The following is a 25,163-nucleotide window of genomic DNA, read 5'->3' on the forward strand; positions in this document are numbered from 1 at the left end:
GGTTACGCGCCCCCTGCTGGCCACAGCAGCCAGAGTGTGGCGCCGACCAGCCCCAGGTTGCCGGCCAGCGCGCCGAGCTGGTGGGCACGCAACACATGCCGCGGATCAATGCGCAGGCGGTCGCTGTCGATGACCAGAATCTTTGGCACCAGTGCGACCCAGGTCACCGCGTGCAACAGGGCCGCCGCCAGCGCGATACCCTGCAGCAGCAGCCCTGCCGGCGTTTGCAGCCAGCTGAGCCAGGTGGCGAAAGCGGCCTCGCCACGGCTGAACTGGACTATCCCGGCGAGCAGCAGCAGGGTGTACAGCAGCAGGGGCAGCGCGGTGGCTTCCCGCAGCATGTAGCGGCGGTAGGCCGGGTTGCGCAGCCACCAGCTGCGGGGTTGTTGTGGCTGCCAGGGTTTACGCATCGCCCTTGCCTCGCAGCAGGCGGAACAGGTTGACCCCGTAGTTGATGTCCGATGCCACTTTGCCGCGGTTGATCGCCGAGGCCGGGTCTACGTCCTTGGGGCAGACCTCCGAGCAGTAGCCGACGAAGGTGCAGCTCCACACACCCTCCTCCGCATTCAGCCAGGGCATGCGCTCGCTGCTGCCTTCATCGCGGGAATCCAGGTTGTAGCGCTGGGCGAGGGTGAGCGCGGCGGGGCCCAGGAACGCCGGGTTGCGCCCGAACTGCGGGCATGCGGCATAGCACAGCGCGCAATTGATGCACTGGCTGAAGGCGTGGTAGCGCGCCATCTGCGCCGGAGTCTGTGAGTGTGCCGTGTCGACGGGGGCCTCGCTATGGCGTATCAACCAGGGCTTCACCGCCTCGATATGCTCGACCACGCCGCTGATGTCCGCGACCAGATCGCGCTCTACCGGCAGGTTGTCCAGCGCCCGGACCTCCAGCACACCGGCTTCGCGGTAATCGCGCAGGAAGGTCTTGCAGGACAGCTTCGGTTCGCCGTTTACCATCACGCCGCAGCTGCCGCAGATGGCCATGCGGCAGGACCAGCGGTGGCTCAGGGACGGGTCCAGTGCGTCCTTGATGTAGTTGAGGGCATCGAGTACGGACATGTCGTCGCTGCAGGGCACGGTATAGCGCTGCTCCCAGGGCTGCGTGTCCTGCTCGGGGCGGTAGCGCGTGACCGCCAGCTCGATAGTGTCGCTCACCTGCCTGCCTCCCCGGTCGCCTTGCCACCGTAGTGCCGCTCGCCCGGCGCCGAGCGGGTGATGACCACGTCCTGCCAGCTGACCTCGGCCGCGCCTCCCTGCTGTTGCCTGGCCAGGCTGTGCTTGAGGAAAAGCGCATCGTTGCGCGCCGGGAAATCCTCCGGACGCTGGTGGCTGCCGCGGGACTCCTGCCGCGCCAGCGCGGCGTGGCTCATCGCTTCGGCGACGTCGAGCAGAAAGCCCAGCTCGATCGCCTGCAGCCATTCCGTGTTGAAGGCGCGGCTGCCATCCTTTAGGCCCAGCTGCTGATAGCGCGCCTTGAGCTCGGCAATCTTCTCGACGGTCGCGGACATCTGTGCCGGCACGCGGAAAATGCCGATGCCCCCCTCCATGGCGCAGGCCATTTCATCGCGCAGGGCGGCGAGGCGTTCCGGGCCGTTTGCCGTACGCAACGCTTCCCGCCCGGCGGCCTGTGCCTCAGCCTGTGGCCGTAGACGTTGCGGGTCCACCGCCAACCCCTGTGCTGCGCGCTCTGCCGCCTGCTCCCCCGCCAGACGGCCAAAAACGCTCAGTTCTGCCAGCGAATTGGAGCCCAGCCGGTTGGCGCCGTGCAGCCCCACGCTGGCGCACTCGCCCACCGCATACAGCCCCGGCAGACAGGTGGCAGTGTGGCGGTCGGTCTGAATGCCGCCCATGGTGTAGTGGGCTGTAGGACGCACGGGAATGGGTTCGTGCACGGCGTCCACGTTGACATAGGTGCGCGCCAGGTCGCGGATGAAGGGCAGGCGCTCCTGGATGTGCTGTTCACCGAGGTGCCGCAAGTCGAGGTACACCGCCGCGCCCCGCTCCGTGGCCACTGTGCGGCCCGCCTGCTCTTCGTGCCAGAACGCCTGGCTGAGGCGGTCGCGGGGGCCCAGCTCCATCTGCTTGTTCTGCGGCTGGCCCAGCGGCGTTTCCGGGCCCAGGCCGTAGTCCTGCAGGTAGCGGTAGCCCTCGCGGTTGGTGAGTACACCACCTTCGCCGCGTGCTGCCTCGGTTATCAGGATCCCCGAGCCGGGCAGGCCGGTGGGATGGTACTGCACGAACTCCATGTCGCGCAGGGGGACGCCCTGCCGGTAGGCCAGCGCCATACCGTCACCGGTGACGATGCCGCCGTTGGTGTTATAGCGATACACGCGGGCAGCACCGCCGGTAGCGAGAATAACAGCGGATGCCGCAATCAGGGTCTGCTCTCCGCTGCGCATGTCGATGGCGAGCAGACCCGCGCAGTGGCCATCCTCCACCAGCAGGTCGGTGCAGAAGTACTCGTCACAGCGACGAATTCCGGGGTACTTGAGCGATGTCTGGAACAGCGTGTGCAGAATATGGAAGCCGGTCTTGTCGGCGGCGAACCAGGTGCGCTCTATCTGCATGCCGCCGAAGGCGCGCACGTTGATGCTGCCGTCCGGTTTGCGGCTCCAGGGGCAGCCCCAGTGCTCCAGCCGCAGGTTTTCTTCCGTGGCGTGGCGCACAAAATAGTTCACCACGTCCTGGTCGCAGAGCCAGTCACCCCCGGCCACGGTGTCGTCGAAGTGGGCGTCGACGCTGTCGTGCGCCTGGATGACGCCGGCACAGCCGCCCTCTGCCGCGACCGTGTGGCTGCGCATCGGGTACACCTTGGACAGCAGCAGGATGTCGAGGCCGGGGTTGCTCTCGGCCGCGGCGATGGCCGCGCGCAGGCCGGCTCCGCCGCCTCCCACGATCACGATGTCTGCCTGCTGCTGGTTCATCGCATTCCGGCTCCCATACCCGCAGCGCGCTCCTGCGCCTGCGTGCCCCTGCATTCTCCCCGCTCGCCCTGCGCGATGCAATGCACTGCGGCCACCGCGCAGCAGGTTACTCTGTGGGCGGCAGCAGCGGCCAGCCGAGCAACAGTACCCCCAGGGTGACGGCACCGATAAACAGGTTCATTGGCACACCCACTCGGAGAAAATCTGTAAACCGGTAGCCGCCCGGACCGTAGACCATCAGGTTGGTCTGGTAGCCCAGCGGCGTGGCAAAACTGGCCGAGGCAGCCATCATGATGGCCAGTACGAAGGGCACCGGGTCCAGGCCGCTGTTGGCGGCTACGCTGAGCGCAATGGGTAACATGAGAATGGCCGCCGCGTTGTTGGTGATGACTTCTGTCAGCAACGACACAGTGAAGTAGGTGAGCACCAGTAGCAGCCAGGGTCTGTCAGCCCCCAGGCTGATCAGGCCCTGCGCCAGGAACAGCGCGGCGCCGGACTGCTCCAGTGCTGCGCCCAGCGCGAACGATGCGCCGATGGTGAGCAACACCGTGAGATCCAGACTGCGCTCTGCCTGTTCCAGCGAGCAGCAGCCCGCCAGCAGCATGAGCAGCGCGCCGATCAAAGCGGCATTCAGCATGCTCAACAGGCCTGTGCCAGCCGCCAGCACAACGCCCAGGAGAATGCACCACGCCAGATACAGGCGATCATGCCGCGGTGGTTCGGTGGCGAGGTCGTTGACCAGCAGAAAGTCGCGGCTGTGGCGTTGTCGGGTGACAAAGTCTGGGCCCGCTTCCAGCAGCAGAGTGTCGCCTGCTGCCAGTTCCGTGCTGCCGAGGTTGCCGCGCACCCGTTCCCCGTTGCGGGCGACTGCCAGCACAGCTGCGCCGTAGCGGTCGCGAAACTGTGCGTCACGTATGGCCTGGCCCACCGCGGCGCAGTGCGGCGACACGACCACCTCCACCAGGCGCCGCTCGGCCCGGTCCCTGGGTGGTGCGGCCTCGGCAGTGACCTGCGTAGAGGGCACCACTCCGTTGATGCGCAGCAGGTCTGCAATCGCATCGGTATCGCCTGCGAATACCAGTCGGTCGCCGCCGTATAATGTCTCATCAGGGCCGACGGGCGAAATGACCTGCTCTTCGCGTTCGATCTCCACCAGGTACACGCGCACCAGATGCCGCAGGCCGGCCTGCTCCACGGTTTTGCCGATCAGTGGGCCGCCCGGGGCCACCGCGACCTCCAGTGTGAACTCGCGCAGGTTGGCGAAGGGCGCGTTGTCCCGCTGTTCCGGCAGCCAGCGGGCAAAGAACAGCCACATGAAGGCGGCACCTGCCAGGGCCACCGGCAGCCCCACCGCGGTGATGGCGAACAGGGAGAACCCTTCAGCGCCGGTCAGGCTGCGATACTGGCCGTTCACCACGAGGTTGGTGCTGGTGCCCACCAGTGTCAGCGTGCCACCGAGAATCGCGGCGTAGCTGAGCGGAATCATCAGCTTGGAGGGCGCGACATTGATGCGCCGTGCCCAGCTGTTCACGGCCGGAATCATGGTGGCCACGATAGGCGTGTTGTTGAGAAAGGCACTGAGCAGCGCCACCGGCGCAAACAGGCGCAGCATGGCGCCGCGCGCGGTGGTGGGCCGGCCCAGCAGGCGCTGCACAATCAGCTCTGCACCGCCGGAAGCCTGAATGCCACCCGCGACAACGAACATTGCGGCCACGGTGGCCAGCCCTTCATTGGCAAACCCCGCGAGTGCCTGCCCCGCACTGAGTACGCCGGTTGTCACCAGCACGGTGAGCGCACCCAGCATGACCACATGGGGGCGCAGTCGCGTGGCAATCAGCAGGGCGAGCACCACCCCCACCAAACCCAGTGAAAGCCAGCCCTGCCATACCATGATGTTGTCTCCGAAGAAGTTTGCAGATAGTAGTCGCCTCTGCGCGGGCGGGAAAGAAACGCTTGGCGATTGTGTTAGCAGAATTTGTTATAAAGCTGTTTGTAAGTAAGCGGTCTTTGCACGATGACCGCAGGTCACGTGACCTGTCTACCAGAAGCCGGGAGGTGAACGTGCAGCAACAACCCCAGGAACAACTCGAGGCGTTAAACAGGCAACTGCGCAAAGTGCAGATCATTGAGGCTCCCGGCACCCTTCTCTTCGGGCTGGGGCTGTATGGGAAGTTCGCGGCGAAAGGAGCAGCTTTTCACCCCCTGCTCAATGAACCGGGTGTCGTCAACCTGCTCCTTGGGGCGGGCGGGGCCGTCATGGTCTGGGGTGCTTACAGGCTCGTCAGTATTCTCAGTGAGATGCAGCGGCTGAAAAAACGGCACAGCCTGTGATAGCGTCATTGGCTGCGCACAGGAAGGCAGCGGCCGGCTGGGCGCGATGATGCGGCTACAGGCTTTTGGCAGGAGAACGTGATGACAGCTTTGAGAGTGTTGCTGGTTGCAGTGTTTATCGTTTTGACGGCGTATACCGGAATCGTGATAGGCGAGCATGGCTTCGGCCTGCTCAGCGTCTTCTTCGGTGATATGGCCCGCATGGGCTGGGCCGGACAGTTCAATCTGGATTTCATGTTCATGCTTACGCTGGTGGCGCTGTGGGTGTCCTGGCGCCACGGTTTCTCCGTCGCGGGGTTGTGCCTGGGTGTTGCCGCGTTTTTTGGAGGCGCCCTGTTCCTCAGCCTATATTTGCTCATCCAGAGTTTCAGGGTAAACGGGCAGCTCAGCGCACTGCTCGTGGGCCCCGGCAGAACTCGACCGTAGTCCGAACCGAAGGGCGTCGGTAGCACCGATCCAGCATGAAGCGCTCAACCACCCGGCTTGACCGGTTCATATCCCAGAACAGCGGTTTTTCCATGGGGGAGGTGCGCCTGCTGATTGCGCAGCACAAAATCCTGCTGGACGGCATCCCTGCGCACTGCATCCGACAGCCGGTTACCCGGTTCACCCGGGTTGTGCTGGACGGAATCGTCCTGAGCGACGCGCAGCCGGTATACCTTGCGCTGCACAAGCCTGCTGGTGTGGTCAGCGCTACCAAGGACGGTAAGCACCCCACGGTGCTGGATCTCGTCCGCCACCCCAGGAAACATGAGCTGCACCTTGCAGGGCGTCTGGACTTCAATACGACAGGGCTGGTTCTGTTGACGAACGACGGTGCCTGGTCGCGCAGGCTGAGTGCACCGGAAACGAAACTGCCGAAAGTCTACGAAGTCAGTGTTGCCAGGCCCCTGAGCGAGGAGTATGTGGCGGCGTTTCGGGCCGGTATTTACTTCGCGTATGAGGGAATGACTACACTGCCCGCGCAACTGGAAATACGCTCTGCCCGGACCTGCAGGCTGTCGCTGGTTGAGGGCAAGTACCATCAGGTGAAACGCATGTTCGGCCATTTTGGTAACAAGGTCCTGTCGTTACACCGTGTGTCGATAGGGCCTGTGAGGCTGGGCGAGTTGCAAGCCGGTACCACGAGGCCGCTCACCCGAAGTGAGCTTGCGCAGGTGGCGCAGCGGTGACGTGCACTGCTGCAACCGGCGTTGAGTCGCGAACATTTTGCGGAGGATATAATGCTTACCCGTTTCTGTGAGGACAGTTGCCCCTTTTGCGGCGGCACGAATGCCTGCGGCGTGAACAGCACGCAGCCCTGCTGGTGTGCTGGGGCCAGTATCCCGAGGGCTCTGGTGGACCTGGTGCCGGGTGCAGCAAAGGGGCGAGTCTGTATCTGCCAGGCCTGCGTGTTGCTTTACAACCAGGACCCGCCTGCCTTCGAGGCCCGTTACGCGCCGAAGTGATATCCAGACCTCGCGCGGTGGCGCAGCTCCAGGGTTGGTATTTGCTTCTCTGGCCTTGCCCGCTAGGGGGATAGAACGCTGAACAGGATCAGGCCTGAGCCAGCTGCCAACAGCAGTACGCTGTAGATCGAAGCGGTGAGGCAGAATTTCAGCAGCGTCTTGCCCCAGCGTTGTTGGTAGAAGCACTTCTGGCTCAGCAGCAGATAGGTTGGAATCCAGCACATAATCAGTGTGTCCAGCCAGGACAGGGCGGCCACCAGCCAGTGGGTGGCCAGTATCCGCTCCAGTGCGGTCACCCCCAGGTAAAATGCGAGCATCTGCAGAATGAAACTGTGGTTGTGCAGCGCCAGAATCAGGTGTTCCGTGTAATAGCGGTGCGAGCGCAGGTAGAGCAGTTTCAGTATCAGCGCAAAGGTGGGCAGCAGAACAAACATCACCTGGGGGGCGAGGCGGAAAAACCGCGTGATCACTGGCTGCGGGTTGTCCAACAGGTTTTGCAGTTGTTCATTCACTTCCAGCGCCGGTGCATCGTGCGCCCTCTCGATGGTTACGACATCGGAAGGGGTGAGATGCGAAAACAGCAGGAAGGCAATGATGGATGTGAACAGGTAAAGACGAAGCGGCGGTACGTAGGGTACCCGGTGGCCGGACACGTAGCGCTGGCTGAGGAAGCCCGGTCGAAACCACAGGGGGAACAGTGTTCGCCAGACCCGGGTATCCCAGTTACTGAATTCACCAAAGAACTCAGTGATGACGCCGCTGACATTGCGGATATAGCTCTTCTTTTCCTGGCCACATTCATGGCAAAAAGCACCATGCAGGGCACTGTGGCAGTTGTCACAATATAGTTGTGGCGGTGTATCCATGCCGACTCGCATTTGCGTTTAGTCGTGGCCACTGAGTTTACCCTAAGCAGTCATCGGGGCAACCGACCTTATACAGCGGAGGGTGGCTGTGTTGAGAGGGATTTGACCGTAAGAATATCCTGAGGTGCTTTCCGTATAATGTGGGCTCGGTTGTGTTCTTCCGAAACGGGGTTCTTGCGCGATTACAAAACTCAATATAAAAGTAGTGCCAGGAGCATCCCGCTCGGAAATGTCAGGATGGCTCGGCGATATGCTTAAAATAAGAGTGCCGGCACCCCCGGAGAATGGGAAAGCGAACGCGGCTGTCGAGGCGCTATTGGCAGAAAAACTGGGCGTCCCTCGAAGCGCTGTCACTATAATTGCAGGCAAGGTTGCGCAAAGGAAGGTCGTCGAGATTCAAGGTCTGTCACTCAGTGAAGTGATGGGGAAGCTGAAGCTGGGTGATAAACGTGCATGACCGCCGCCGGCAGATGCATTCCGCAGGACCGGCTACTTGAGCTGTCTCGCGAGTACCGTCAAACCACACATAACGATTGACAGCCGGGCGAGAGGGAAATCTGCAATGAAGGTGTCGCCAGTTCAGCAATTCATCAGATGGTTCGGCGGCTCGGAGTTCGGCCGTGTCTTTGATGTGTTCTGCGTCCGATGGTTCGCTTTCTCACCAATCATCTGGATCTTCACAAAAGATGACAAATCCGGCTATAACAATCCCTGCATCCTCACCTCGCTAGGCCGCAAATCGGGTTTGCCGCGCTCCACGGTGTTGCCGGCCTTTCCCACTGGCGATGGCAAGCTGCTGGTCGTGGGTTCGCGCGGTGGCACCAGCAGGGACCCCCACTGGGCGCATAATCTTCGCGCCACCCCTGATGCGGCAATGCGCTACAAACGCAAGAATTACAATGTGAAAACACGACTGTTGGAAGGCGCAGAGCGTGACGAGAAGTTTGCCCTGTGCTGCCGGCATGCACCTGTCTACAAGCAGTACCAGGAGTGGGCAAACCAGTATCCGCGCATTTTGCCCGTTTTTGAGATAGAGGGTGCGGCGGGGGAAACGTTTAGTTAGTCCCCCACCACCTCGCGGATTCAATCAATATGGTAAAGGCTGTTGCTTGGGCGCTTTTCTGCGCTATGCGTTAATCATGGCACAGCGCTCGCAATGAGCAAACGCAATGAAACAGGGCGGTTGACGGCGCTACAGCCCCAACACTTCCGAAACCGTCGCCAATTGTATGCCCTGCGCCTCCAGCTCGGGCAGTACCGCTTGTAAAAAGGCGATGGTTTCCGGGTACGGGTGCCCAATCGCCACCGCAAGGCCTCGCTGTCGGGCCTGACTTACGGCGGCGAGGAAGCGCTCGGCAATGGCCTCGGGGTCGGCCACGTTGTCCAGAAACACCTGCCGTGACAGGTGCGGCAGGCCGGCTTCGGCCGCGGCGGCGGCGGCCACGGTGGCACTGTGGGTACGCGAGTCCACGAAATAGAGCTGGCGCTCGGTGAGCTCGGCCATCAGCCAGCGCATGGGTTCGGGACTCTGGGTGAGCCCGCTGCCCATGTGGTTGTTCACGCCCCGCACATGCGGCACGCTGGCCAGCGCGGCGTCCAGCGTGTCGCGGAACTCGGTTTGCGATAACTCATTGGTGAGCGCGCCAGGCCCGAGGGGGCGGTGATCCAGTGTGCTCATGGGGGCATGCAGCATCACGTCCTTGCCGGCGCGGTGGGCCTCTTCGGCGAGGCGCGCACCGTGAGGTGTGTGGGGCAGCACCGCCACGCTGATGCGTCCGGGCAGGGCGACGGTCTGCCGTCCTTCCTTGAGGCGGTTGCCGAGGTCGTCAATGATAATGACCAGCGTGGCCGGGTCGCCCGGTGGCAGTACGAAGGGCGGGGGCTGGCTGGGCAGCGGCGCGCGGTAGGCGGTGCCGACTAGGCCGCCGGAGACGGGCAAGGCCTGGGGCGTTTCCAGCGGGCGCATGCCCCAGGCGGCTACAGGGAGCAGCAATGCTAGCAGCAGACCCCGCCACATGCGGTCAGCCGTCGCCCGCCGTACCGGCGTTGGCAGGGGCGCTGCGCAGGCCGAGGATGTTCACGCCCTTCAGCAGCGTGAGCGCTTCATAGAGCTGGTTGTCGGTGCCCAGCAGGCCCTCCGACTGGCGCTGGCTGCGGCGGGTTTCGCCGTTCACGTTGTCCAGCCGGCGCGTCAGGTCGGCTTCGGTAATCTGGTTGGATGTGTCGTAGGCAGTGACCTGGGCGCGCTCTACAATAATGTCGGGCTCGATACCTGACGCCTGGATGGAGCGGCCGTTGGGTGTGAAGTACAGCGCGGTGGTGAGCTTGACGGCGCGGGATTCAGAGATGGGCATGACAGTTTGCACGGAACCCTTGCCGAAGCTGTCAGTGCCCATGATGACCGCGCGCTTCTGGTCCTGCAGGGCCCCGGCCACGATTTCCGAGGCGCTGGCGGAACCGCCATTGATCAGTACCACCAGTGGCGCGCCGCCGCTGGCGTCCCCGGCTTCAGCCGAGTAGCGCATTTCCGAGTTGGCCAGTCGGCCCTCGGTGTACACCACCAGTCCACCATCCATGAACAACCCGGCTACTTCAACGCTGGCACCGAGCACACCGCCGGGGTTGTTGCGCAGGTCCAGCACCAGGCCTTTCAGCGGGCCCTTGGCTATCAGCCGCTGCAGCGCAGCGCCCACATCGTCACCGGTGCCGGTCTGGAACTGCGCTACGCGGATGTAGCCGTAGCCCGGCTCCAGAAAGCGCTCGCGCACGCTGGCCACCTTGATGGTGTCGCGTTTCAGGGTGATATCGAAAGGCTGGCTGGTGCCGGGCCGGCCTATCTGCAGTTCGATTGGGCTACCCTTCGGGCCACGCATGAGTTCAATGGCCTCGTTCAGGGAAAGCCCTTTCACCTGCTTGCCATCCAGCTTGAGGATCAGGTCACCGCTCATCAGGCCTGCTTCTGCGGCGGGCGAGCCGTCAATGGGCGCGACGATCTTGACGTAGCCGTCTTCCATGCCCACCTCAATGCCGAGCCCGCTGAACTCGCCGCTGGTATTGGTTTGCAGGTCTTCGAAGGCTTCTTCCGTGAGATAGGCAGAATGTGGATCCAGGTTCATCAGCATGCCCTGGATGGCGTACTCCAGCAGTGTGCTGTCGTCGATTTCCTCCACGTAGCCGATGCGGATCTGGTTGAACACGTCGGCGAAGGTGCGCAGCGCGTCCAGCGGCAGCTGGGCATCCTGTTGAGTGTGCTGCGCCAGCGCTGCGGGCGCCCCCAGGAAACAGGCCAGCAGCGCACTGCGCAGGACTGCCAGGGGAGAGAACTGTGACTGCATGAGTTACCGCCGTCGGCGTTGCGCCGTTGCCAGATGAAAGGCCCCAGTGTAACCGATTCCGGCTGAAACCGCGCAAGCGCGGGGCTTCAGCGGCACCAGGCGACCGGGTCCAGAGGCTTGCCATCCTTGCGTATTTCAAAATACAGAGCCGAGCGCTCAAGGCCGCCGCTGCTGCCGACGGTGCTCACCGGCGTGCCCGGTGCCACCCATTCGCCGACCTCTTTCAACAGGCTCTGGTTGTGAGCGTACAGGCTCATGTAGCCGTCGCCGTGATCGAGTATGAGCAGCAGGCCGGAACCGCGCAGCCAGTCGGCGAACACCACACGGCCGTGGTGGATGGCACGCACCGGCGTGCCTTCCTCGGCGATGAGGTTGATGCCCTGCCAGCGCATGCCGCCGACGCCGCGGCTGGCGCCGAAGCCGTTGCTGCGGCGGGCCTCGATGGGCCAGCTCATGCTGCCCTTGCGGCTGGCGAAGGGTTTGTAGTCGGTCGGCAGCTCGATTTCTACGATGGCCTGTTTGATCGACTCCAACAGTTGCTCCAGCTCTTCCCTGTCGCGCTCCAGTTGCTGTAGCTCGTCGTCCTTGCTGCGGATATTGGCAGCCAGCGCGCCAATGGCCTGCTCACGCTGCGCGCGCGAGGCCAGCAGTGCTTCCTGCTGGCTCTGCAGCTGCGCCTGCTGCGCTTCCAGTTCGAGGGCTGCGGTCTGGCTGCGGGCTGCGACGGCGGAAAGCTCCGCCAGTGTCGCGCGATAGGCAACCACCAGCTCGTTGCGCGCCTCGAAGAAGTAGCGGTAGTAGGCCATGGCGCGCGCCACCGTGTGTGGACTTTCCTGATTGAGCAGCACTTTCACTGTGCCCTGCTGACCCATTTGCCAGGCCGCGCGCAACTCGGTACCTATGCGTACCTGTTGGCTGTCGCGGGCGGCCTCCAGCTCGCTGCTGCGCCGGGCGAGTGAGGCAAGCTCGGCCTCGGTGCTGCGGATGGCGTCGCGGTTGTTGCCGATTGCTGTCTGCAGCTCGCCGAGACGTCTTTCCGCTTCACGGAGCTGCTTCTGTTCGCTGCTCAGCTGGCTGCGCGCCTGGTCCAGCTGCCCGGTCACGGCCTTGATCCGGGCCTGCAATTCGGCGAGACTGGCGCGCGCCTGCGCTTCGTCATCCTGTGGCGAGGCGGGCATGGCCAGTGGCAGGCAGAGCAGGGCGATGCCCAGCAACAGGCCTGCACGATGCTGGCGCAGGCGAGGCATGGCTAATCCTGGCAGCGCGCCAGGCTGTGCCCGGTCATTTCCGCGGGTTGCGGTAGCCCCATCAGGCACAGCAGGCTGGGTGCGATATCGGCGAGAATACCGCCGGCGGGATCCAGTTCACAGTCCCGCTGCCCGATATACACCAGCGGTACCTGCTCAGTGGTGTGCTGCGTATGCAGCTGGCCGGATTCGTAGTCGACCATCTGCTCGCAGTTGCCGTGGTCCGCGGTGATCAGAGCCTGGCCGCCCACCTCCAGCAAGGCCGCTTCCACCCTGCCCAGACAGGCGTCCAGGGCTTCCACGGCGCGTACCGCGGCGGCAAAAATACCGGTGTGGCCGACCATGTCGCCGTTGGCGTAGTTGCAGACAATCAGGTCGTAGCGGCCACTGTGGATGGCCTCAACCAGTTTGTCGGTGACTTCCGGGGCACTCATTTCGGGTTGCAGGTCATAGGTGGCGACGTCTGGTGAGGGCACCATGATGCGCTCCTCGCCCGGGAATGTGTCCTCCCGTCCGCCACTGAAGAAAAACGTGACGTGAGCATATTTCTCGGTTTCAGCGATGCGCAGCTGGGTTTTGCCCTGATCCGCCAGGTATTCGCCCAGCACGTTGTTCAGGTGCTCCGGCGGGAAGGCGCAGGGTGCGTTGATATCTGCCGCGTACTCAGTGGTGGTGACGAAACCAGCGAGTTTCGGCACCGCGCCACGTTCGAAACTGTTGAACGCCGGGTCGGTGAAGGCGCGGGTGAGCTGGCGCGCGCGGTCAGAGCGGAAGTTCATGAACAACACGCAGTCGCCATCGCATATGGCGCCACTGGGGTCACCCTCGGCGCCGACTGCGGTTGGCAGCACGAACTCGTCATTTTCATCACGGGCATAGGCGGCCGCGAGGGCGGCCCGCGCGGTGTCGGCGTGGTGCGCTGCGGTGCCGGTTGTCAGCAGCTGCCAGGCTTGCTCAATGCGCTCCCAGCGGTTGTCGCGGTCCATGGCGTAGTAGCGCCCCACGATGCTCGCAACGCGGCCACAGCCGAGCTCGGCAAACAGTGCCTCGGCTTTGGCCAGAGACGCGTCGGCGCTGCGCGGGGGTGTGTCGCGTCCGTCCAGGAATGCGTGCAGATACACCTGGCTCGCCCCGCGCGCCGCGGCCAGGCGCACGGCGGCAAGTATCTGGTCCTCGTGGCTGTGCACACCGCCGGGGGACAGCAGGCCGAGTACATGCACCGCGCCGCCGCCGGTGACTGCGGCGTCGATCGCCTGCGTATAGGCAGGGTTGTTGTTGAAGCTGCCATCGGCGATGGCCTGGTCGATGCGTGTGATGTTCTGGTAGATAACCCGGCCGGAGCCGAGGCTCATGTGGCCAACCTCTGAGTTGCCCATTTGCCCTGCGGGCAGCCCGACATCCAGCCCCGAACCAGACACCAGCGTATGCGGCGCCTCGCACCAGAGCCGGTCCCACACCGGGGTGTTGGCCTGCACAATCGCGTTGTCGCGGGCCTCTGCGCGGTGGCCCCAGCCGTCCAGGATGATCAGTACGGTGGGCTGCTTGCGGGGGTTGCTCATGCTTGATCCAATGCTCCGGTGGTGGCGAAAAGCCGGGGGGCTGCCATTCTACCCTGTCGCTGGGGGAATCGCATCGCCCGCCGGGCAGGCTGGTTGCCGCAGGGCTTAGCCTGTATACTTGCGGCCTTTTCTGCAGCCCTCCCGCCGGCGCTTTGCCAATGTGTGCCCGGGGTGGCCTCCGAACAGTTTCTCACAGGTGAGCGCACAACACGGTTATGGCCCTGTTTATCGAATTTTTCATACAGCAGTGGCTGCTGTTTGCCGCATTGCTGGCGGTTGTCGTCATGCTGGTTATGCACGAGGCACGCAAGTCCGGTCCGGCCCTGACGCCACAGCAGGCCATTACCCTGGTGAACGCGGAAGAGGGCGTTTTCGTTGACCTGCGCGATGCCGCGGAGTTCAAAAGCGGGCACATCGTCGATGCGCTGAACATTCCCGCGGCCAAACTGCCTGCCCGCATGGACGAACTGGCCAGGTATCGCCAGCGCCCGGTCATCCTGGTCTGCAAGATGGGACAGACAGCTGGCCCTGCGGGTAAACAGCTCAAGGCCGCCGGCTATGAAAAGGTCTACAAGATGGGTGGCGGTATGCTGGAGTGGAGTAACCTGCAGCTGCCCACGGTCAAGTAGGTCGCGCTCGTGACGGCTCCGGTAACCCTGTACACCACGCGCTTCTGCCCCTATTGCGTGCGAGCGCGCAGGCTGCTGGCCGACAAGGGCGTAGAGTTTCTGGACATTCCGGTCGATGGTGACCGCGCAAAGCGCGCCGAGATGGAGCGCCTCAGCGGTCGCCATACGGTGCCGCAGATATGGGTCGGCGACGTGCATGTCGGCGGCTGCGACGAGCTGGTGGCGCTGGAGCGCCAGGGCCGTCTCGATTCCCTATTGGCCCAGGCGCAACAGGCGCCCGGCCGCTAACACAACCTGATGGAGGACGGCTCAATGGCCGATGAACAAGCAACAGCAGCAGGCGCCGCACAAGAACCGGCGCAACAGCAGTTTGTTTTGCAGCGCATCTACAACAAGGATCTGTCGTTCGAGTCGCCTGCCAGCCCGGGCGTGTTTCGCAAGCAGTGGCAGCCCAAGGTGAATGTCGACCTCAACACCAAGAGCGATGCCATTGACGAGAACGGCAATTACGAAGTGGTGCTGACCATTACGGTGACTGCCAAGATGGAAGACGAAACAGCCTTCCTGGTTGAAATCCAGCAGGCGGGCATCTTCCTGATCAAGGGCTTCGACGGCGAGAATCTGCGCCGCGTACTGGCCACGGCGGCGCCGAACATCCTCTTCCCCTACGCCCGTGAGAATATCGACTCCCTGTGTGTGAAGGGCGGCTTTCCCCCGGTCATGCTTGCGCCGGTGAACTTCGATGGCCTGTATATGCAGGCGCTGGCGCGCTCACAGGAGCAGGGCCAGGCACCGGCCGCTGCCGCTGGCACCGAGCACTAGTCTGCTACCCGGCCGCGCCTGTCCGGCGCCGGTCGGCTGCGCACGCCCCGCCGTTCACGCCAGCCCGGGAAAGCCGAGCTGGCGCAAGCCTTCGTAACACAGAATGGCAGCCGCATTGCTCAGGTTGAGGCTGCGGCTGTCGGCCTGCATGGGAATTCTCAAGACCTGCTCCGCCGGCAATGCATCCAGCAGCGCCTGGGGCAGACCGCGCGTTTCCGGGCCCAATAGAATCGCGTCGCCACGGCGGAAGTCTGCCCTGTGGTGTGGCGTGGTGCCCCGGGTGCTGACAGCCAGCAGGCGCGAGTGTGGCAGGCTGCTGCGCAGTGCTTCCAGTGAGGCATGCACCTGCACGTTGGCGAACTCCCGGTAGTCCAGGCCGGCGCGGCGCAGGCGGCGGTCGTCCAGCTCGAACCCCAGTGGTTCAATCAGGTGCAGTTGGCAGCCGGTGTTGGCGCACAGGCGGATGATATTGCCGGTGTTCGGGGGAATTTCCGGTTCGTACAGGACGATGTTCAGCATGCACGCAGTATGCCGTCCCTCAGTCGCTCATATCCAGATCTTTCATTTTGCGGGTGAGCGTATTGCGACCCCAGCCCAGGAGCTCCGCGGCATCGCGCTTGCGGCCCTGGGTTTGCGCCAGCGCCACTTCAATCATGGCCCGCTCGAACATGGGTACCGCCTGGCGCAGAATGTGGTGCTTGCCCTGCTGCAGTTCCTTGCGCGCCCACTGGCCCAGTTGCTCGTTCCATTGCGAGGAGCCGCCGCCCGCCGCGGGCGCCGCCACCTTGCCCAGTTCCGGAGGCAGGTCGCGCAGGTGAATCTCACGCCCGGAGGCCATGACGGTCAGCCAGCGACAGGTGTTTTCCAGCTGCCGCACGTTGCCGGGCCAGGACAGCGCGGTAAGAAAGCGCTCGGTCTCCGGCAGCAGCAGCTTCGGCTCACCGCCCAGTTCCTCGGCGGCCTTGCGAAAGAAGAATTTCATCAGCCGCGGGATGTCCTCGCGCCGCTCCGCCAGCTTGGGTATGTGGATACGGATCACGTTCAGGCGGTGGAACAGGTCTTCGCGAAAGTCGCCGCGCTGTACCCGCTCTTCCAGGTCCTGGTGGGTCGCGGCGATGATGCGCACATCGACCTTGACTGAGGTATGCCCCCCCACGCGGTAGAACTCGCCGTCGGCGAGCACCCGCAACAGGCGCGTTTGCGTTTCCGCTGGCATGTCGCCAATTTCGTCAAGAAACAGTGTGCCGCCGTTGGCCTGCTCGAACCGGCCTTCGCGCTTGCTGTTGGCACCGGTGAAGGCGCCCTTTTCATGGCCAAACAGCTCGGATTCCATCAGGTCCCGGGGTATCGCCGCCATGTTCAGGGCAATGAAGGGGCGCTGGGCCCGCGGGCTGTGGCGATGCAGGGCCCGGGCCACCAGCTCCTTGCCGGTACCGGATTCGCCGTTGATCAGCACGGTGATGTTGCTCTGTGCCAGTCGCCCGATGGCGCGGAAAACCTCCTGCATGGCCGGGGCTTCGCCGATGATCTCGGTGTCCGGCAGGGCTTCGGGCAGGGTCATTTCCCCGCGCTTCTCCCGCGCCTGTGCCAGTGCGCGCTCGGTGATCGCCACCACTTCGTCAATGTCGAAGGGCTTCGGCAGGTACTCAAATGCGCCGCGCTGGTAGGAGGCGACAGCGCTCTCCAGGTCGGAATGGGCGGTGGTGATGATGACAGGCAGTTCCGGGTGCTGATCGTTGATGCGCGTCAGCAGGTCCAGGCCGTCGATACCGGGCATACGTATGTCGCTGATGATGACGTCCGGCTGCTCGGAAAGCATGCGCTCGATCAGCTGGTCGCCATCGGAAAAGCTCTCGTTGTCGATACCGGCCTGGCTGAGCGCGCGTTCCAGCACCCAGCGGATAGAGCTGTCATCATCCACGACCCAGACTTTAGCGTGTCTCTGCATGGCTCTGTTCCATTGGTAAATAAAGGGTAAAACGGGTGTTGCCCGGTTCGCTGGCACACTCCAGCAGGCCGCCGTGGCGGTTGATGATGGACTGCGCTATGGACAGTCCCAGCCCGGTGCCGTCCGGGCGTCCGGTCACCATGGGCACAAAAATGGCCTGCTGCAGGTCTGCCGGAATACCGGGGCCGTTGTCGATGATATCGACGCGGCATACCAGGCGGTGTCGCCGACCACTGATCGTGAACTGCCGCTGCGAGCGGGTGCGCAGAAGAATGCTGCACGCTTCCGGCGACGCCGCCGCCTGCAGGGCATTGCGCATGATGTTCAGCACCGCCTGGATGAGCTGTGCGCGATCTACCGGCAGCGGCGGGAGGCTGGGGTCGTAGTCGCGGTTGATGGTGACAGCGTTATTCACCTCGGCCGAGATGAGGTTGCGCACATGCTCAATGATTTCGTGGATATTCACCGGCTCTATCGCCAGCCGCTGGTTGGGACCAAGCAGGCGATCCACCAGGTCGCGCAGGCGGTCCGCCTCGCGGATGATAATACGGGTGTACTCTGCGAGTTCTTCGTTGGGCAGTTCCTTGGCCAGCAGCTGGGCCGCCCCCCGCACGCCACCCAGCGGGTTCTTGATCTCATGCGCCAGACCACGGATCACCGCACGGGTCGTTTCCTGCGCGTGCAGCATGCTTTCTTCCCGGCTGATCCGCTGCAGCCGGTCAATAGGAATCAGCTCCAGCAGCAGGCTATCGCCCTGTTCGCCGTGCAGCACGGTGACAATCAGGTCGATTTGTACTTCCTGGCCGGTGTGTGTGACCAGTAGCATGCCCCGCCGGGCCAGGGTGGCGCGGTTGGCCCGGGCCTGCTTCAGGGTTTGCAGCAATTCACCCGGGTGCTGCACCAGTTGACTGACGTCGATGCCCATGGCCCGCGTGGCCGAGGCTTCCAGCAGCACCTCGGCCGCCGAGTTGATCGCCGTGACGCGCAGCTGTGCGTCCAAAGCGATCACGCCGGTGCTGATGTGGTCCAGAATGTCGGGTTTCTGCTGCATGCCTGCCCCATGATTGACCGCCTGAGCGCGGTACGCCTGTTGGCAAAGCAAGAATAACGCCAACTTGGCCTTTAGGAGAGGCGCCTCACTGGTTGACCAATAAAAAATAGGGTTATATTGGTAGCGAGCACTTACTTAAAAGGCGAAAATGGCAAGTCTCAGCGATTCAGGGCAGGTTGTCGAAGTGTTTTCCCGCAGCCGCTGATAATTCGCACCAATATAGTGCACGGCAGCGCTGGCGCTGTCCAGTGTGGGCTAGTTGCGGTTCTGGATATTGTAGGGCCGCATGACCTGGACATGTACCGATGGGGAGCGCGCGACTTCGGCGCCACTGGCGCCAAGGCGCACCACCGTGAGGTCGTGACCACCGCGCAACACATTGGTCAGGGCCCAGCGTCCGTTCGTCTGGGCATCGCCTACGGGTGCGCCGTCAATCTGCAGCACCAGCTTCTCGCCCGAGCTGAGTGGGGGCTGTGCAGAGGCCTCTACAGTAAAGTCACCCTGCCCCATGGGTATCACGGTCTGGTCTGCCGGCGAGATGATCGTCACCGTCCGCGCTACGGCTGGCTCCGCCTCCGGGGCGATATCGCGCGGCGCGGGCGCACTGCTCATGTCGGGCGCTGGCTGCGTGTTCAGGCGGCGCAGGGTCACTTCTTCACGGGCGGTGCCTTCGGCGGGTGGTTTGTCGGTAAACACCACGTTGCCCTGGGCATCCGTGGATTTGTAGATAGGCTGACTGGCCTGGGTGGCCACAGGCAACAGCAGCGATAACAGCAGCAGTAGACGGATCATGCCCGATAGCCTCCGGCGCGGCGATTCCCCATAACCTTAGCAGAAAAAGCGTTGGTGCCCTATCCCCGGGGCGGGGTGCTGCGGGCATAAAAAAGGCCCGCACGTGGCGGGCCTGGAAACAGCGTTCCGCAGCTTACACGGAGTAGTACATGTCGAACTCGACCGGGTGTGTGGTCATGTTCAGGCGCTCGATGTCGGCCGCCTTCAGGTCGATGTAGCCATCAATCATGTCGTCGGTGAACACGCCGCCTGCGGTCAGGAAGCCACGGTCCTCATCGAGTGACTTCAGCGCTTCGCTCAGGCTGGAGCACACGGTGGGGATGGCCTTGCCTTCTTCGGGTGGCAGGTCGTACAGGTCCTTGTCGGCGGCATCGCCGGGGTGGATCTTGTTCTGGATGCCGTCGAGGCCCGCCATCAGCAGTGCGGCAAAGGCCAGGTAGGGGTTGGCAGCCGGGTCGGGGAAGCGCACTTCCACGCGCTTGCCCTTGGGGCTCGCAACGTAGGGAATGCGGATCGACGCGGAGCGGTTACGGGCAGAGTAGGCCAGCATCACAGGCGCTTCAAAGCCGGGAACCAGACGCTTGTAGGAGTTGGTCGCCGGGTTGGTGAACGCGTTCAGCGCCTTGGCGTGCTTGATGACACCGCCGATGTAGTACAGCGCGGTTTCCGACAGCCCGGAGTACCCGTCGCCAGCAAACGTGTTCACGCCGTCCTTGGAGATGGACATGTGAACGTGCATGCCAGAGCCGTTGTCACCCACCAGTGGCTTGGGCATAAAGGTGGCGGTTTTGCCGTAGGCGTGCGCCACGTTGTGCACGCAGTACTTGAGGATCTGTACTTCGTCTGCTTTCTTCACCAGCGTGTTGAACTTGACGCCGATCTCACACTGCCCGGCAGTGCCCACTTCGTGGTGGTGTACCTCTACGCCCAGGCCCATCTGCTCCATGGCGGTGCACATGGCTGCGCGGATGTCGTGCAGCGAATCCACGGGGGGAACCGGGAAGTAGCCGCCTTTGACGCGCGGGCGGTGGCCGGTGTTGCCGTCTTCCTGGTGCAGGTTGGAAGACCAGGCGGCCTCGGAAGAGCTGATGGCGTAGCCCGCGCCAGAGATGTCCGCGTGCCACTTGATGTCATCGAACACGAAGAACTCGGGCTCAGGGCCGAAGAAGGCGGTGTCGCCAATACCGGTGGTCTGCAGGTATTCCTGGGCGCGACGTGCAACGGACCGCGGGTCGCGCTCGTAGCCTTGCATGGTGCTTGGCTCGACGATGTCACAACGCAGGATAACGGTGGTGTCATCGGTGAAGGGATCCAGCACCGCAGTGCTGTCGTCCGGCATCAGGATCATGTCTGACTCGTTGATGCCCTTCCAGCCGGCGATGGAGGAACCATCGAACATCTGGCCGTCTTCGAAGAAATCTTCGTCCACGGAGCTGGCGGGCAGGGTGACGTGCTGTTCCTTGCCTTTGGTGTCCGTGAAGCGCAGGTCGACCCATTTTGCTTCGCTATTCTTGATCAGGTTCAGAGTATGCTCTGACATTGGATGTCCTCCATGGGGTGTAAAGTCGTGCCACAGTCTTCGGCGCAGTGCGTGTTCCTGGTGCGGCGGTTGCTTGCGAGCGCTCCGTCAGCGGCCAGCGAATCTTGGCAGGATTCCTAACAGCAAAACCCATGCCAAGATTCCAGGGGGCCTAACTCCCTGTTTTGCAGCAGTTTATCACCGCCCGTGCAGTGGCGCCCCATCGCCGTGCTCTATTTTGATGCGTCAGTGCTTTATTTTGGTGCACGACGGGCGCGTGGCGACATTCTGCCGCCAACGCTGCCGGCGCCCGCCTGTAGCCGCTGCTGCCTGATCTGGCGCGAATACCGCATTATCACCGGAAACGGGCGCTCCGCTCACTGCGGTGCTGGGGTATAATCCGCCGCCTTTTTTGCTGCCGGGCCCCCGGACTGAGGAACTCCCTTGATTGAGAAGCTTCGCAACATCGCCATTATTGCCCACGTTGACCACGGCAAGACCACGCTCGTGGACTGCCTGCTGAATCAGTCGGGAACCCTTGACCGTCGCTCCGAAGGGGCAGAGCGTATCATGGACTCCAATGACCAGGAGCGGGAGCGCGGTATCACCATTCTGGCCAAGAATACGGCGATCCGCTGGAACGACTACCGGATCAACATCGTGGACACCCCCGGACACGCCGACTTCGGCGGTGAGGTGGAGCGCGTACTGTCCATGGTGGACTCTGTGCTCCTGTTGGTAGACGCGGTTGACGGCCCTATGCCGCAAACCCGTTTCGTGACCTCCAAGGCCTTCGAGCAGGGCCTGAACCCCATCGTGGTCATCAACAAGGTGGATCGTCCGGGCGCACGCCCCGACTGGGTGGTCGACCAGGTGTTTGACCTGTTTGATCGGCTCGGCGCCACCGACGAGCAGCTCGACTTCCCCATCGTCTATGCCTCCGCCATCCAGGGCATTGCCGGCCTTGATCACGAGGCCATGGCAGACGACATGCAGCCGCTGTTCCAGACCATCATCGACAAGGTGCCGACACCCGCGGTAGACCGCGATGGCCCGTTGCAGCTGCAGATCAGCGCGCTGGATTACAACAGCTACGTCGGTGTCATCGGTGTGGGCCGTGTGACCCGCGGTACCCTGAAGCCGAACACCCAGGTCACGGTGATTGATCGCCAGGGCAAAACCCGCAACGGACGCGTCCTGCAGGTGATGGGCTACATGGGGCTGGAGCGGGTTGAAGTCCCCTCTGTAGAGGCCGGGGACATTGTCTGCGTGACCGGTATCGAGGGGCTGAACATTTCCGACACGCTGTGTGACCCCGCCACCGTAGAGGCCCTGCCGCCCCTGACCGTTGACGAACCCACCGTCAGCATGACCTTCCAGGTCAATGACTCGCCCTTCGCCGGCCGTGAGGGCAAGTTCGTCACCACGCGCAATATCAAGGAGCGCCTTGAACGCGAGCTGATCCACAACGTGGCACTGCGGGTAGAGCCGGGTGATACGCCGGACAAGTTCAAGGTGTCCGGGCGTGGGGAGCTGCACCTGTCGGTACTCATCGAGAGCATGCGCCGCGAGGGTTTCGAGCTCGGTGTTTCGCGTCCCGAGGTGATTCAGAAAGAAATTGACGGCGTCATGCAGGAACCCTACGAGCAGCTGGTGATCGACTGTGAGGAGCAGCACCAGGGCGCGATCATGGAAGAGCTGGGCCTGCGTCGCGCATCGCTGGAGAACATGACGCTGGACGGCAAGGGCCGGGTGCGCCTGGAGTTCATCATACCCGCCCGCGGCCTTATCGGCTTCCGCGGCCTGTTCCTGACCCTGACCTCCGGCAGTGGTATTCTCACCCACGTGTTCGACCATTACGGTGCGGTGAAGAATCAGGAGATCGCCCGCCGCACCAACGGTGTGCTGGTGTCCATGGTCAAGGGTAAGACCCTCGCCTACTCGTTGTTCAACCTGCAGGACCGTGGTCGCCTGTTCGTGGGCCCCAACGTGGAGGTCTACGAGGGGCAGATTATCGGTCTGCACAGTCGCGGTAACGACCTGACCGTGAACCCGATCAAGGGCAAGCAGTTGACCAACGTGCGCGCTTCCGGCACGGATGAGGCCCTGACGCTCACCCCGCATGTTCGCCACAGCCTGGAGCAGGCGCTGGAGTTCATCGAAGAGGACGAGCTGGTAGAAGTCACGCCGGAAAGCATTCGCCTGCGCAAGAAGCTGCTGCTCGAGCACGAGCGCCGCCGCGCCGGTCGCGCCTGAGGCGTGAAGGCTCTGCTGCAGCGCGTCACCACGGCGAAAGTGACCGTGGGGGAGCGCTGTGTCGGGGAAATCGGTAGTGGTTTGCTGGTGTTTCTCGGGCTGGAGCAGGGCGACCAGCGCGAAGCGGGTCTGCGCCTGCTGGACAGGCTGCTCAGCTATCGCATTTTTCCCGATGACGAGGGCCGCATGAATCGCAGCGTGCGGGATGCCGGCGGCGAAGTGTTGCTGGTGTCCCAGTTCACCCTCGCGGCAGATACCCGCAAGGGCCTGCGGCCCGGCTTTTCCACCGCCATGGCGCCGGAAGAGGCGGAGCCGTTTTTCGCGTGGATGCTGGCACAGCTGCGTGAACGCCACGCCGGTGTCGCCGCCGGGGAATTCGGCGCCAACATGCAGGTGAGTCTGGTAAACGACGGGCCGGTGACCTTTTTGCTGGAGACTAGCCCGGCATAAGCCGCATGTGCAGGTGGAAGATGCCATCTTCCAGGTAGGGTTCGCCGCTGGCGACAAAACCCAGGCTGGCATAGAAGTCCCGCAGATAGGCCTGGGCGCCAATCGCAATGCCTGCCCCGGGCCATTGTTGGCGGTTGAAATCGATACCCCGTTGCACCAGCGCACGCCCCAGCCCCGTCCCTCGCGCGGCCGCGGGCACCGTAATCCTGCCCAGTGAGCTCTCGGCATAGCTGAGGCCCGGCGGCAGGCAGCGTTGATAGGCGAGTAGTTCTGCGCCCCGCTGGTGGCGCATGTGCCAGCATTGCGCATCCAGGCCATCGAGGTCGCGATACACGCAGGCCTGCTCCACCACAAAAATATCCTGGCGCAGTTGCAGCACCGCGTACAGCTCAGCGGCCGAGAGAGCCTCGAAGCGCGTGTTGAGCCACTGACCCACGGTCAGTGGTGATGGCCGCCCACGCCGTGGGCGTGGCCGTGGGCTTTTTCGTCAGCGCTGGCGGCACGCACGTCAACGATTTCGATGGCGAAGCGCAGCGTCTGGCCCGCCAGGGGATGATTGGTGTCGATCTCGGCGCTGTGGCGGCCCACCCTGGTCACCGTTACCGGGTGGCGCCCTTCGCTGGTGTTGAGCTGTACCGTCATCCCCGGCTGCAGTTTGCCCCGGTACACCAGATGCTTCACCGGCACTTTCTGCACGCGGCCCTCGCGCCGCTCACCGTAGGCGTCGGCGGGCGCCAGCTCCACCTCAGTGTGTGCGCCGGCTTCCAGGCCCTCCAGTGCCGACTCCAATGCAGGCAGGATATTGTTGGCGCCGTGCAGGTAGGCGCTGGGGTCACCGCCGCGGGAGGATTCCAGTTCCTCGCCGGCCGTATTCTGCAGTGAGTAATGAAATGTAACGACGGTGTCTTGGCTTATTTTCACTATGGTACGATCCATCGAAGCGGGGGTGGCGATATTATCACGCCCTGCCGGGGCGTTGGCATCCTCCCGGTGTACAAATCCCGGCTTTGGCGATTCTCCGCTGCCTGAATAGTTGGTAGTATGCGCAGGCGTGCGGTGCCGGCAGACAGGGCAGGCCTCCACGGCTGCCGAAGGCGGGCGCGATGGCCGCGCAAAGACTGACAAAGAGCACGGTGATGCTGGCAAACGCTGAACTTTCTCCCGACTTTACCCACCTCAACCAGCAGTTCAAGGAGCTGGTGTCGGCATTGATCGATATTGTCGACATCCAGCCTGTGCAGGTTCAGGTAGAGGCCGTTCGCAATGGGTCGTTTCGCGGCTTCGATGCCACCCGCTTCTATCTGGTGGCAAGCGGCTCCCTCACCGCGCGCTATCTCGGGCGCACCGTTTATCTGCTGGATGAAGGCGACCTGCTGCTGCCGGATATTGCCGGCACCAGCAATGCCAATATGGCCGTGGTGTTCGGCAGTGAAGCCGGTGCCAGCCTGTACGCCTTTCCCGGGCTGGAGCTGATGCAGAAGGTGTTTGCCAACCCGGCGGCGGTGAAAGTGTGGACCCGCCTGCTGGTCACCTACGCTGGCCTCATGCTGCGTATCACCGCGGCGAACACACCGGAATCCGGCCTTGCGACGCCGGGATTCGAGGAGTTCCAGCCCGGCGATGTGATCATCCGGCAGGGCGAACGGGCGGAATACGTGTTCAACCTCTCGTCCGGCAGCGCGGAAGTACTGGTGGACGATGTGGTCGTGGGTCGCATCAATGAAGGGGAGATTTTTGGCGCCATGGCGGCGCTGACCCAGTCTGACCGCAGTGCCACGGTGCGCGCGCGGACGCGCTGCTCGGTAGTGAAAGTGCGCAAGGAGCAGTTCACGGATCTCATCGCCAACAACCCGGCCACCATCCACAGCCTGCTGGTGGATATGGCCAACTCGATCGTTAATCTCAATGAGCAGCTGGTTGCCACGCGCAACGGCAGCACCCCGCTGGAACGCTGAGCCCGGTCTTCACGCCGCGGGGCGGGGTGAA

At 63.3% G+C, this 25,163-nt stretch carries 28 protein-coding genes; 12 read left to right on the forward strand and 16 right to left on the reverse strand.

The window, feature by feature from the left end; translation table 11 throughout:
• Positions 1 to 2: 2 nt before the first annotated feature.
• From R3E49_RS03035 to R3E49_RS03050, 4 genes are all read right to left on the reverse strand, one after another.
• Positions 3 to 410, reverse strand: coding sequence for a hypothetical protein (locus R3E49_RS03035; protein WP_371293691.1), 408 nt, complete (start codon positions 408 to 410; stop codon positions 3 to 5).
• Positions 403 to 1,155 carry a succinate dehydrogenase/fumarate reductase iron-sulfur subunit gene (locus R3E49_RS03040; protein WP_371293692.1) on the reverse strand — a complete coding sequence of 251 codons (753 nt, stop codon included), beginning with the start codon at positions 1,153 to 1,155 and terminating at the stop codon, positions 403 to 405. Before R3E49_RS03040 ends, R3E49_RS03035 begins: the two co-directional genes overlap by 8 nt.
• Positions 1,152 to 2,924 (reverse strand): fumarate reductase (quinol) flavoprotein subunit, encoded by a 1,773-nt coding sequence (frdA, locus tag R3E49_RS03045; protein ID WP_371293693.1) that lies wholly within the window; start codon positions 2,922 to 2,924, stop codon positions 1,152 to 1,154. The genes R3E49_RS03040 and frdA overlap by 4 nt, the downstream gene beginning before the upstream one ends.
• Before the next feature lie 106 nt (positions 2,925 to 3,030).
• Entirely contained in the window at positions 3,031 to 4,815 is a 1,785-nt protein-coding gene (locus tag R3E49_RS03050; protein WP_371293694.1) for an SLC13 family permease, read from the reverse strand.
• Between the two features lie 170 nt (positions 4,816 to 4,985).
• Here R3E49_RS03050 and R3E49_RS03055 point away from each other — a divergent pair, with 170 nt between their 5' ends.
• The 4 genes from R3E49_RS03055 (at position 4,986) to R3E49_RS03070 (ending at position 6,703) form a co-directional block, all read left to right on the forward strand.
• Positions 4,986 to 5,255: a hypothetical protein gene (locus R3E49_RS03055; protein WP_290741268.1), complete on the forward strand. Its 270-nt coding sequence runs from the start codon at positions 4,986 to 4,988 to the stop codon at positions 5,253 to 5,255.
• 81 nt (positions 5,256 to 5,336) lie between these two features.
• The gene (locus R3E49_RS03060) at positions 5,337 to 5,681 is read left to right on the forward strand and encodes a hypothetical protein (RefSeq protein ID WP_371293696.1); all 345 of its coding nucleotides are present in this window, start codon (positions 5,337 to 5,339) and stop codon (positions 5,679 to 5,681) included.
• A 35-nt stretch (positions 5,682 to 5,716) separates the two neighbouring features.
• Positions 5,717 to 6,427, forward strand: coding sequence for a pseudouridine synthase (locus R3E49_RS03065; RefSeq protein WP_371293697.1), 711 nt, complete (start codon positions 5,717 to 5,719; stop codon positions 6,425 to 6,427).
• Positions 6,428 to 6,478: 51 nt separating this feature from the next.
• Positions 6,479 to 6,703 carry a cysteine-rich CWC family protein gene (locus R3E49_RS03070; RefSeq protein ID WP_371293698.1) on the forward strand — a complete coding sequence of 75 codons (225 nt, stop codon included), beginning with the start codon at positions 6,479 to 6,481 and terminating at the stop codon, positions 6,701 to 6,703.
• A 62-nt stretch (positions 6,704 to 6,765) separates the two neighbouring features.
• Here R3E49_RS03070 and R3E49_RS03075 read toward each other — a convergent pair whose 3' ends face one another.
• Entirely contained in the window at positions 6,766 to 7,569 is an 804-nt protein-coding gene (locus R3E49_RS03075) for a DUF3667 domain-containing protein (RefSeq protein ID WP_371293699.1), read from the reverse strand.
• Between the two features lie 196 nt (positions 7,570 to 7,765).
• On the opposite strand from R3E49_RS03075, the gene R3E49_RS03080 reads away from it, so the two are divergent.
• Together R3E49_RS03080 and R3E49_RS03085 are read left to right on the forward strand one after the other, a co-directional pair.
• Positions 7,766 to 8,026 carry a DUF167 domain-containing protein gene (locus R3E49_RS03080; protein WP_371293788.1) on the forward strand — a complete coding sequence of 87 codons (261 nt, stop codon included), beginning with the start codon at positions 7,766 to 7,768 and terminating at the stop codon, positions 8,024 to 8,026.
• 105 nt (positions 8,027 to 8,131) lie between these two features.
• Positions 8,132 to 8,632: a nitroreductase family deazaflavin-dependent oxidoreductase gene (locus R3E49_RS03085; RefSeq protein ID WP_371293700.1), complete on the forward strand. Its 501-nt coding sequence runs from the start codon at positions 8,132 to 8,134 to the stop codon at positions 8,630 to 8,632.
• Positions 8,633 to 8,761: 129 nt separating this feature from the next.
• Here R3E49_RS03085 and R3E49_RS03090 read toward each other — a convergent pair whose 3' ends face one another.
• From R3E49_RS03090 to gpmI, 4 genes are all read right to left on the reverse strand, one after another.
• Positions 8,762 to 9,586, reverse strand: coding sequence for a divergent polysaccharide deacetylase family protein (locus tag R3E49_RS03090; RefSeq protein WP_371293701.1), 825 nt, complete (start codon positions 9,584 to 9,586; stop codon positions 8,762 to 8,764).
• Positions 9,587 to 9,590: 4 nt separating this feature from the next.
• Positions 9,591 to 10,904 (reverse strand): S41 family peptidase, encoded by a 1,314-nt coding sequence (locus tag R3E49_RS03095; protein WP_371293702.1) that lies wholly within the window; start codon positions 10,902 to 10,904, stop codon positions 9,591 to 9,593.
• A gap of 86 nt (positions 10,905 to 10,990) precedes the next feature.
• On the reverse strand, positions 10,991 to 12,151 hold the full coding sequence (locus R3E49_RS03100; protein ID WP_371293703.1) for a murein hydrolase activator EnvC: 1,161 nt from the start codon (positions 12,149 to 12,151) through the stop codon (positions 10,991 to 10,993).
• A gap of 2 nt (positions 12,152 to 12,153) precedes the next feature.
• Positions 12,154 to 13,710, reverse strand: coding sequence for a 2,3-bisphosphoglycerate-independent phosphoglycerate mutase (gene gpmI, locus R3E49_RS03105; protein ID WP_371293704.1), 1,557 nt, complete (start codon positions 13,708 to 13,710; stop codon positions 12,154 to 12,156).
• Positions 13,711 to 13,925: 215 nt separating this feature from the next.
• Here gpmI and R3E49_RS03110 point away from each other — a divergent pair, with 215 nt between their 5' ends.
• The 3 genes from R3E49_RS03110 to secB are packed head-to-tail and all read left to right on the forward strand — an operon-like array spanning position 13,926 to position 15,161.
• The gene (locus R3E49_RS03110) at positions 13,926 to 14,339 is read left to right on the forward strand and encodes a rhodanese-like domain-containing protein (RefSeq protein WP_371293705.1); all 414 of its coding nucleotides are present in this window, start codon (positions 13,926 to 13,928) and stop codon (positions 14,337 to 14,339) included.
• Between the two features lie 9 nt (positions 14,340 to 14,348).
• Positions 14,349 to 14,627, forward strand: a complete 279-nt coding sequence (gene grxC / locus R3E49_RS03115; RefSeq protein ID WP_290741298.1) for a glutaredoxin 3 — start codon at positions 14,349 to 14,351, stop codon at positions 14,625 to 14,627.
• Positions 14,628 to 14,651: 24 nt separating this feature from the next.
• Positions 14,652 to 15,161 (forward strand): protein-export chaperone SecB, encoded by a 510-nt coding sequence (gene secB, locus R3E49_RS03120; protein WP_290741300.1) that lies wholly within the window; start codon positions 14,652 to 14,654, stop codon positions 15,159 to 15,161.
• Positions 15,162 to 15,215: 54 nt separating this feature from the next.
• Here the strand turns inward: secB and trmL are convergent, their stop codons facing one another.
• The 5 genes from trmL to glnA all read right to left on the reverse strand — a co-directional run bounded on the left by trmL (position 15,216) and on the right by glnA (position 20,492).
• Positions 15,216 to 15,680 carry a tRNA (uridine(34)/cytosine(34)/5-carboxymethylaminomethyluridine(34)-2'-O)-methyltransferase TrmL gene (gene trmL / locus R3E49_RS03125; RefSeq protein ID WP_371293706.1) on the reverse strand — a complete coding sequence of 155 codons (465 nt, stop codon included), beginning with the start codon at positions 15,678 to 15,680 and terminating at the stop codon, positions 15,216 to 15,218.
• 19 nt (positions 15,681 to 15,699) lie between these two features.
• Positions 15,700 to 17,109: a nitrogen regulation protein NR(I) gene (glnG, locus tag R3E49_RS03130; protein ID WP_290741305.1), complete on the reverse strand. Its 1,410-nt coding sequence runs from the start codon at positions 17,107 to 17,109 to the stop codon at positions 15,700 to 15,702.
• Positions 17,093 to 18,160 carry a nitrogen regulation protein NR(II) gene (gene glnL / locus R3E49_RS03135; RefSeq protein ID WP_371293707.1) on the reverse strand — a complete coding sequence of 356 codons (1,068 nt, stop codon included), beginning with the start codon at positions 18,158 to 18,160 and terminating at the stop codon, positions 17,093 to 17,095. The genes glnG and glnL overlap by 17 nt, the downstream gene beginning before the upstream one ends.
• Before the next feature lie 255 nt (positions 18,161 to 18,415).
• Positions 18,416 to 18,952: a DUF4124 domain-containing protein gene (locus R3E49_RS03140; protein ID WP_371293708.1), complete on the reverse strand. Its 537-nt coding sequence runs from the start codon at positions 18,950 to 18,952 to the stop codon at positions 18,416 to 18,418.
• A 133-nt stretch (positions 18,953 to 19,085) separates the two neighbouring features.
• On the reverse strand, positions 19,086 to 20,492 hold the full coding sequence (glnA, locus tag R3E49_RS03145; protein WP_290741311.1) for a glutamate--ammonia ligase: 1,407 nt from the start codon (positions 20,490 to 20,492) through the stop codon (positions 19,086 to 19,088).
• Between the two features lie 423 nt (positions 20,493 to 20,915).
• Here glnA and typA point away from each other — a divergent pair, with 423 nt between their 5' ends.
• Together typA and dtd are read left to right on the forward strand one after the other, a co-directional pair.
• A complete protein-coding gene (gene typA, locus R3E49_RS03150; protein ID WP_290741314.1) occupies positions 20,916 to 22,727 on the forward strand; it encodes a translational GTPase TypA in 1,812 nt (603 codons plus the stop codon).
• A 3-nt stretch (positions 22,728 to 22,730) separates the two neighbouring features.
• Positions 22,731 to 23,177, forward strand: a complete 447-nt coding sequence (dtd, locus tag R3E49_RS03155) for a D-aminoacyl-tRNA deacylase (RefSeq protein ID WP_371293710.1) — start codon at positions 22,731 to 22,733, stop codon at positions 23,175 to 23,177.
• Here the strand turns inward: dtd and R3E49_RS03160 are convergent.
• Together R3E49_RS03160 and R3E49_RS03165 are read right to left on the reverse strand one after the other, a co-directional pair.
• Positions 23,164 to 23,613: a GNAT family N-acetyltransferase gene (locus R3E49_RS03160; protein ID WP_290741319.1), complete on the reverse strand. Its 450-nt coding sequence runs from the start codon at positions 23,611 to 23,613 to the stop codon at positions 23,164 to 23,166. The genes dtd and R3E49_RS03160 overlap by 14 nt on opposite strands.
• Positions 23,614 to 23,615: 2 nt before the next feature.
• The gene (locus R3E49_RS03165; RefSeq protein ID WP_371293711.1) at positions 23,616 to 24,098 is read right to left on the reverse strand and encodes a peptidylprolyl isomerase; all 483 of its coding nucleotides are present in this window, start codon (positions 24,096 to 24,098) and stop codon (positions 23,616 to 23,618) included.
• Between the two features lie 215 nt (positions 24,099 to 24,313).
• Here R3E49_RS03165 and R3E49_RS03170 point away from each other — a divergent pair, with 215 nt between their 5' ends.
• A complete protein-coding gene (locus R3E49_RS03170; protein ID WP_339638617.1) occupies positions 24,314 to 25,132 on the forward strand; it encodes a cyclic nucleotide-binding domain-containing protein in 819 nt (272 codons plus the stop codon).
• The last annotated feature ends 31 nt before the right edge of the window (positions 25,133 to 25,163 follow it).

The sequence above is a fragment of the Haliea sp. genome (assembly GCF_041395985.1).
Classification (GTDB): Bacteria; Pseudomonadota; Gammaproteobacteria; order Pseudomonadales; family Halieaceae; genus Haliea.

Excerpts from the sequence above, each read along its gene's own strand:
- R3E49_RS03035 (WP_371293691.1), bottom strand. The coding sequence starts at position 410 with ATGCGTAAACCCTGGCAGCCACAACAACCCCGCAGCTGGTGGCTGCGC.
- frdA (WP_371293693.1), bottom strand. The coding sequence starts at position 2,924 with ATGAACCAGCAGCAGGCAGACATCGTGATCGTGGGAGGCGGCGGAGCC.
- R3E49_RS03050 (WP_371293694.1), bottom strand. The coding sequence starts at position 4,815 with ATGGTATGGCAGGGCTGGCTTTCACTGGGTTTGGTGGGGGTGGTGCTC.
- R3E49_RS03060 (WP_371293696.1), top strand. The coding sequence starts at position 5,337 with ATGACAGCTTTGAGAGTGTTGCTGGTTGCAGTGTTTATCGTTTTGACG.
- R3E49_RS03065 (WP_371293697.1), top strand. The coding sequence starts at position 5,717 with ATGAAGCGCTCAACCACCCGGCTTGACCGGTTCATATCCCAGAACAGC.
- R3E49_RS03070 (WP_371293698.1), top strand. The coding sequence starts at position 6,479 with ATGCTTACCCGTTTCTGTGAGGACAGTTGCCCCTTTTGCGGCGGCACG.
- R3E49_RS03075 (WP_371293699.1), bottom strand. The coding sequence starts at position 7,569 with ATGGATACACCGCCACAACTATATTGTGACAACTGCCACAGTGCCCTG.
- R3E49_RS03085 (WP_371293700.1), top strand. The coding sequence starts at position 8,132 with ATGAAGGTGTCGCCAGTTCAGCAATTCATCAGATGGTTCGGCGGCTCG.
- R3E49_RS03090 (WP_371293701.1), bottom strand. The coding sequence starts at position 9,586 with ATGTGGCGGGGTCTGCTGCTAGCATTGCTGCTCCCTGTAGCCGCCTGG.
- R3E49_RS03095 (WP_371293702.1), bottom strand. The coding sequence starts at position 10,904 with ATGCAGTCACAGTTCTCTCCCCTGGCAGTCCTGCGCAGTGCGCTGCTG.
- R3E49_RS03100 (WP_371293703.1), bottom strand. The coding sequence starts at position 12,151 with ATGCCTCGCCTGCGCCAGCATCGTGCAGGCCTGTTGCTGGGCATCGCC.
- gpmI (WP_371293704.1), bottom strand. The coding sequence starts at position 13,710 with ATGAGCAACCCCCGCAAGCAGCCCACCGTACTGATCATCCTGGACGGC.
- R3E49_RS03110 (WP_371293705.1), top strand. The coding sequence starts at position 13,926 with ATGGCCCTGTTTATCGAATTTTTCATACAGCAGTGGCTGCTGTTTGCC.
- secB (WP_290741300.1), top strand. The coding sequence starts at position 14,652 with ATGGCCGATGAACAAGCAACAGCAGCAGGCGCCGCACAAGAACCGGCG.
- trmL (WP_371293706.1), bottom strand. The coding sequence starts at position 15,680 with ATGCTGAACATCGTCCTGTACGAACCGGAAATTCCCCCGAACACCGGC.
- glnG (WP_290741305.1), bottom strand. The coding sequence starts at position 17,109 with ATGCAGAGACACGCTAAAGTCTGGGTCGTGGATGATGACAGCTCTATC.
- glnL (WP_371293707.1), bottom strand. The coding sequence starts at position 18,160 with ATGCAGCAGAAACCCGACATTCTGGACCACATCAGCACCGGCGTGATC.
- R3E49_RS03140 (WP_371293708.1), bottom strand. The coding sequence starts at position 18,952 with ATGATCCGTCTACTGCTGCTGTTATCGCTGCTGTTGCCTGTGGCCACC.
- glnA (WP_290741311.1), bottom strand. The coding sequence starts at position 20,492 with ATGTCAGAGCATACTCTGAACCTGATCAAGAATAGCGAAGCAAAATGG.
- R3E49_RS03170 (WP_339638617.1), top strand. The coding sequence starts at position 24,314 with ATGCTGGCAAACGCTGAACTTTCTCCCGACTTTACCCACCTCAACCAG.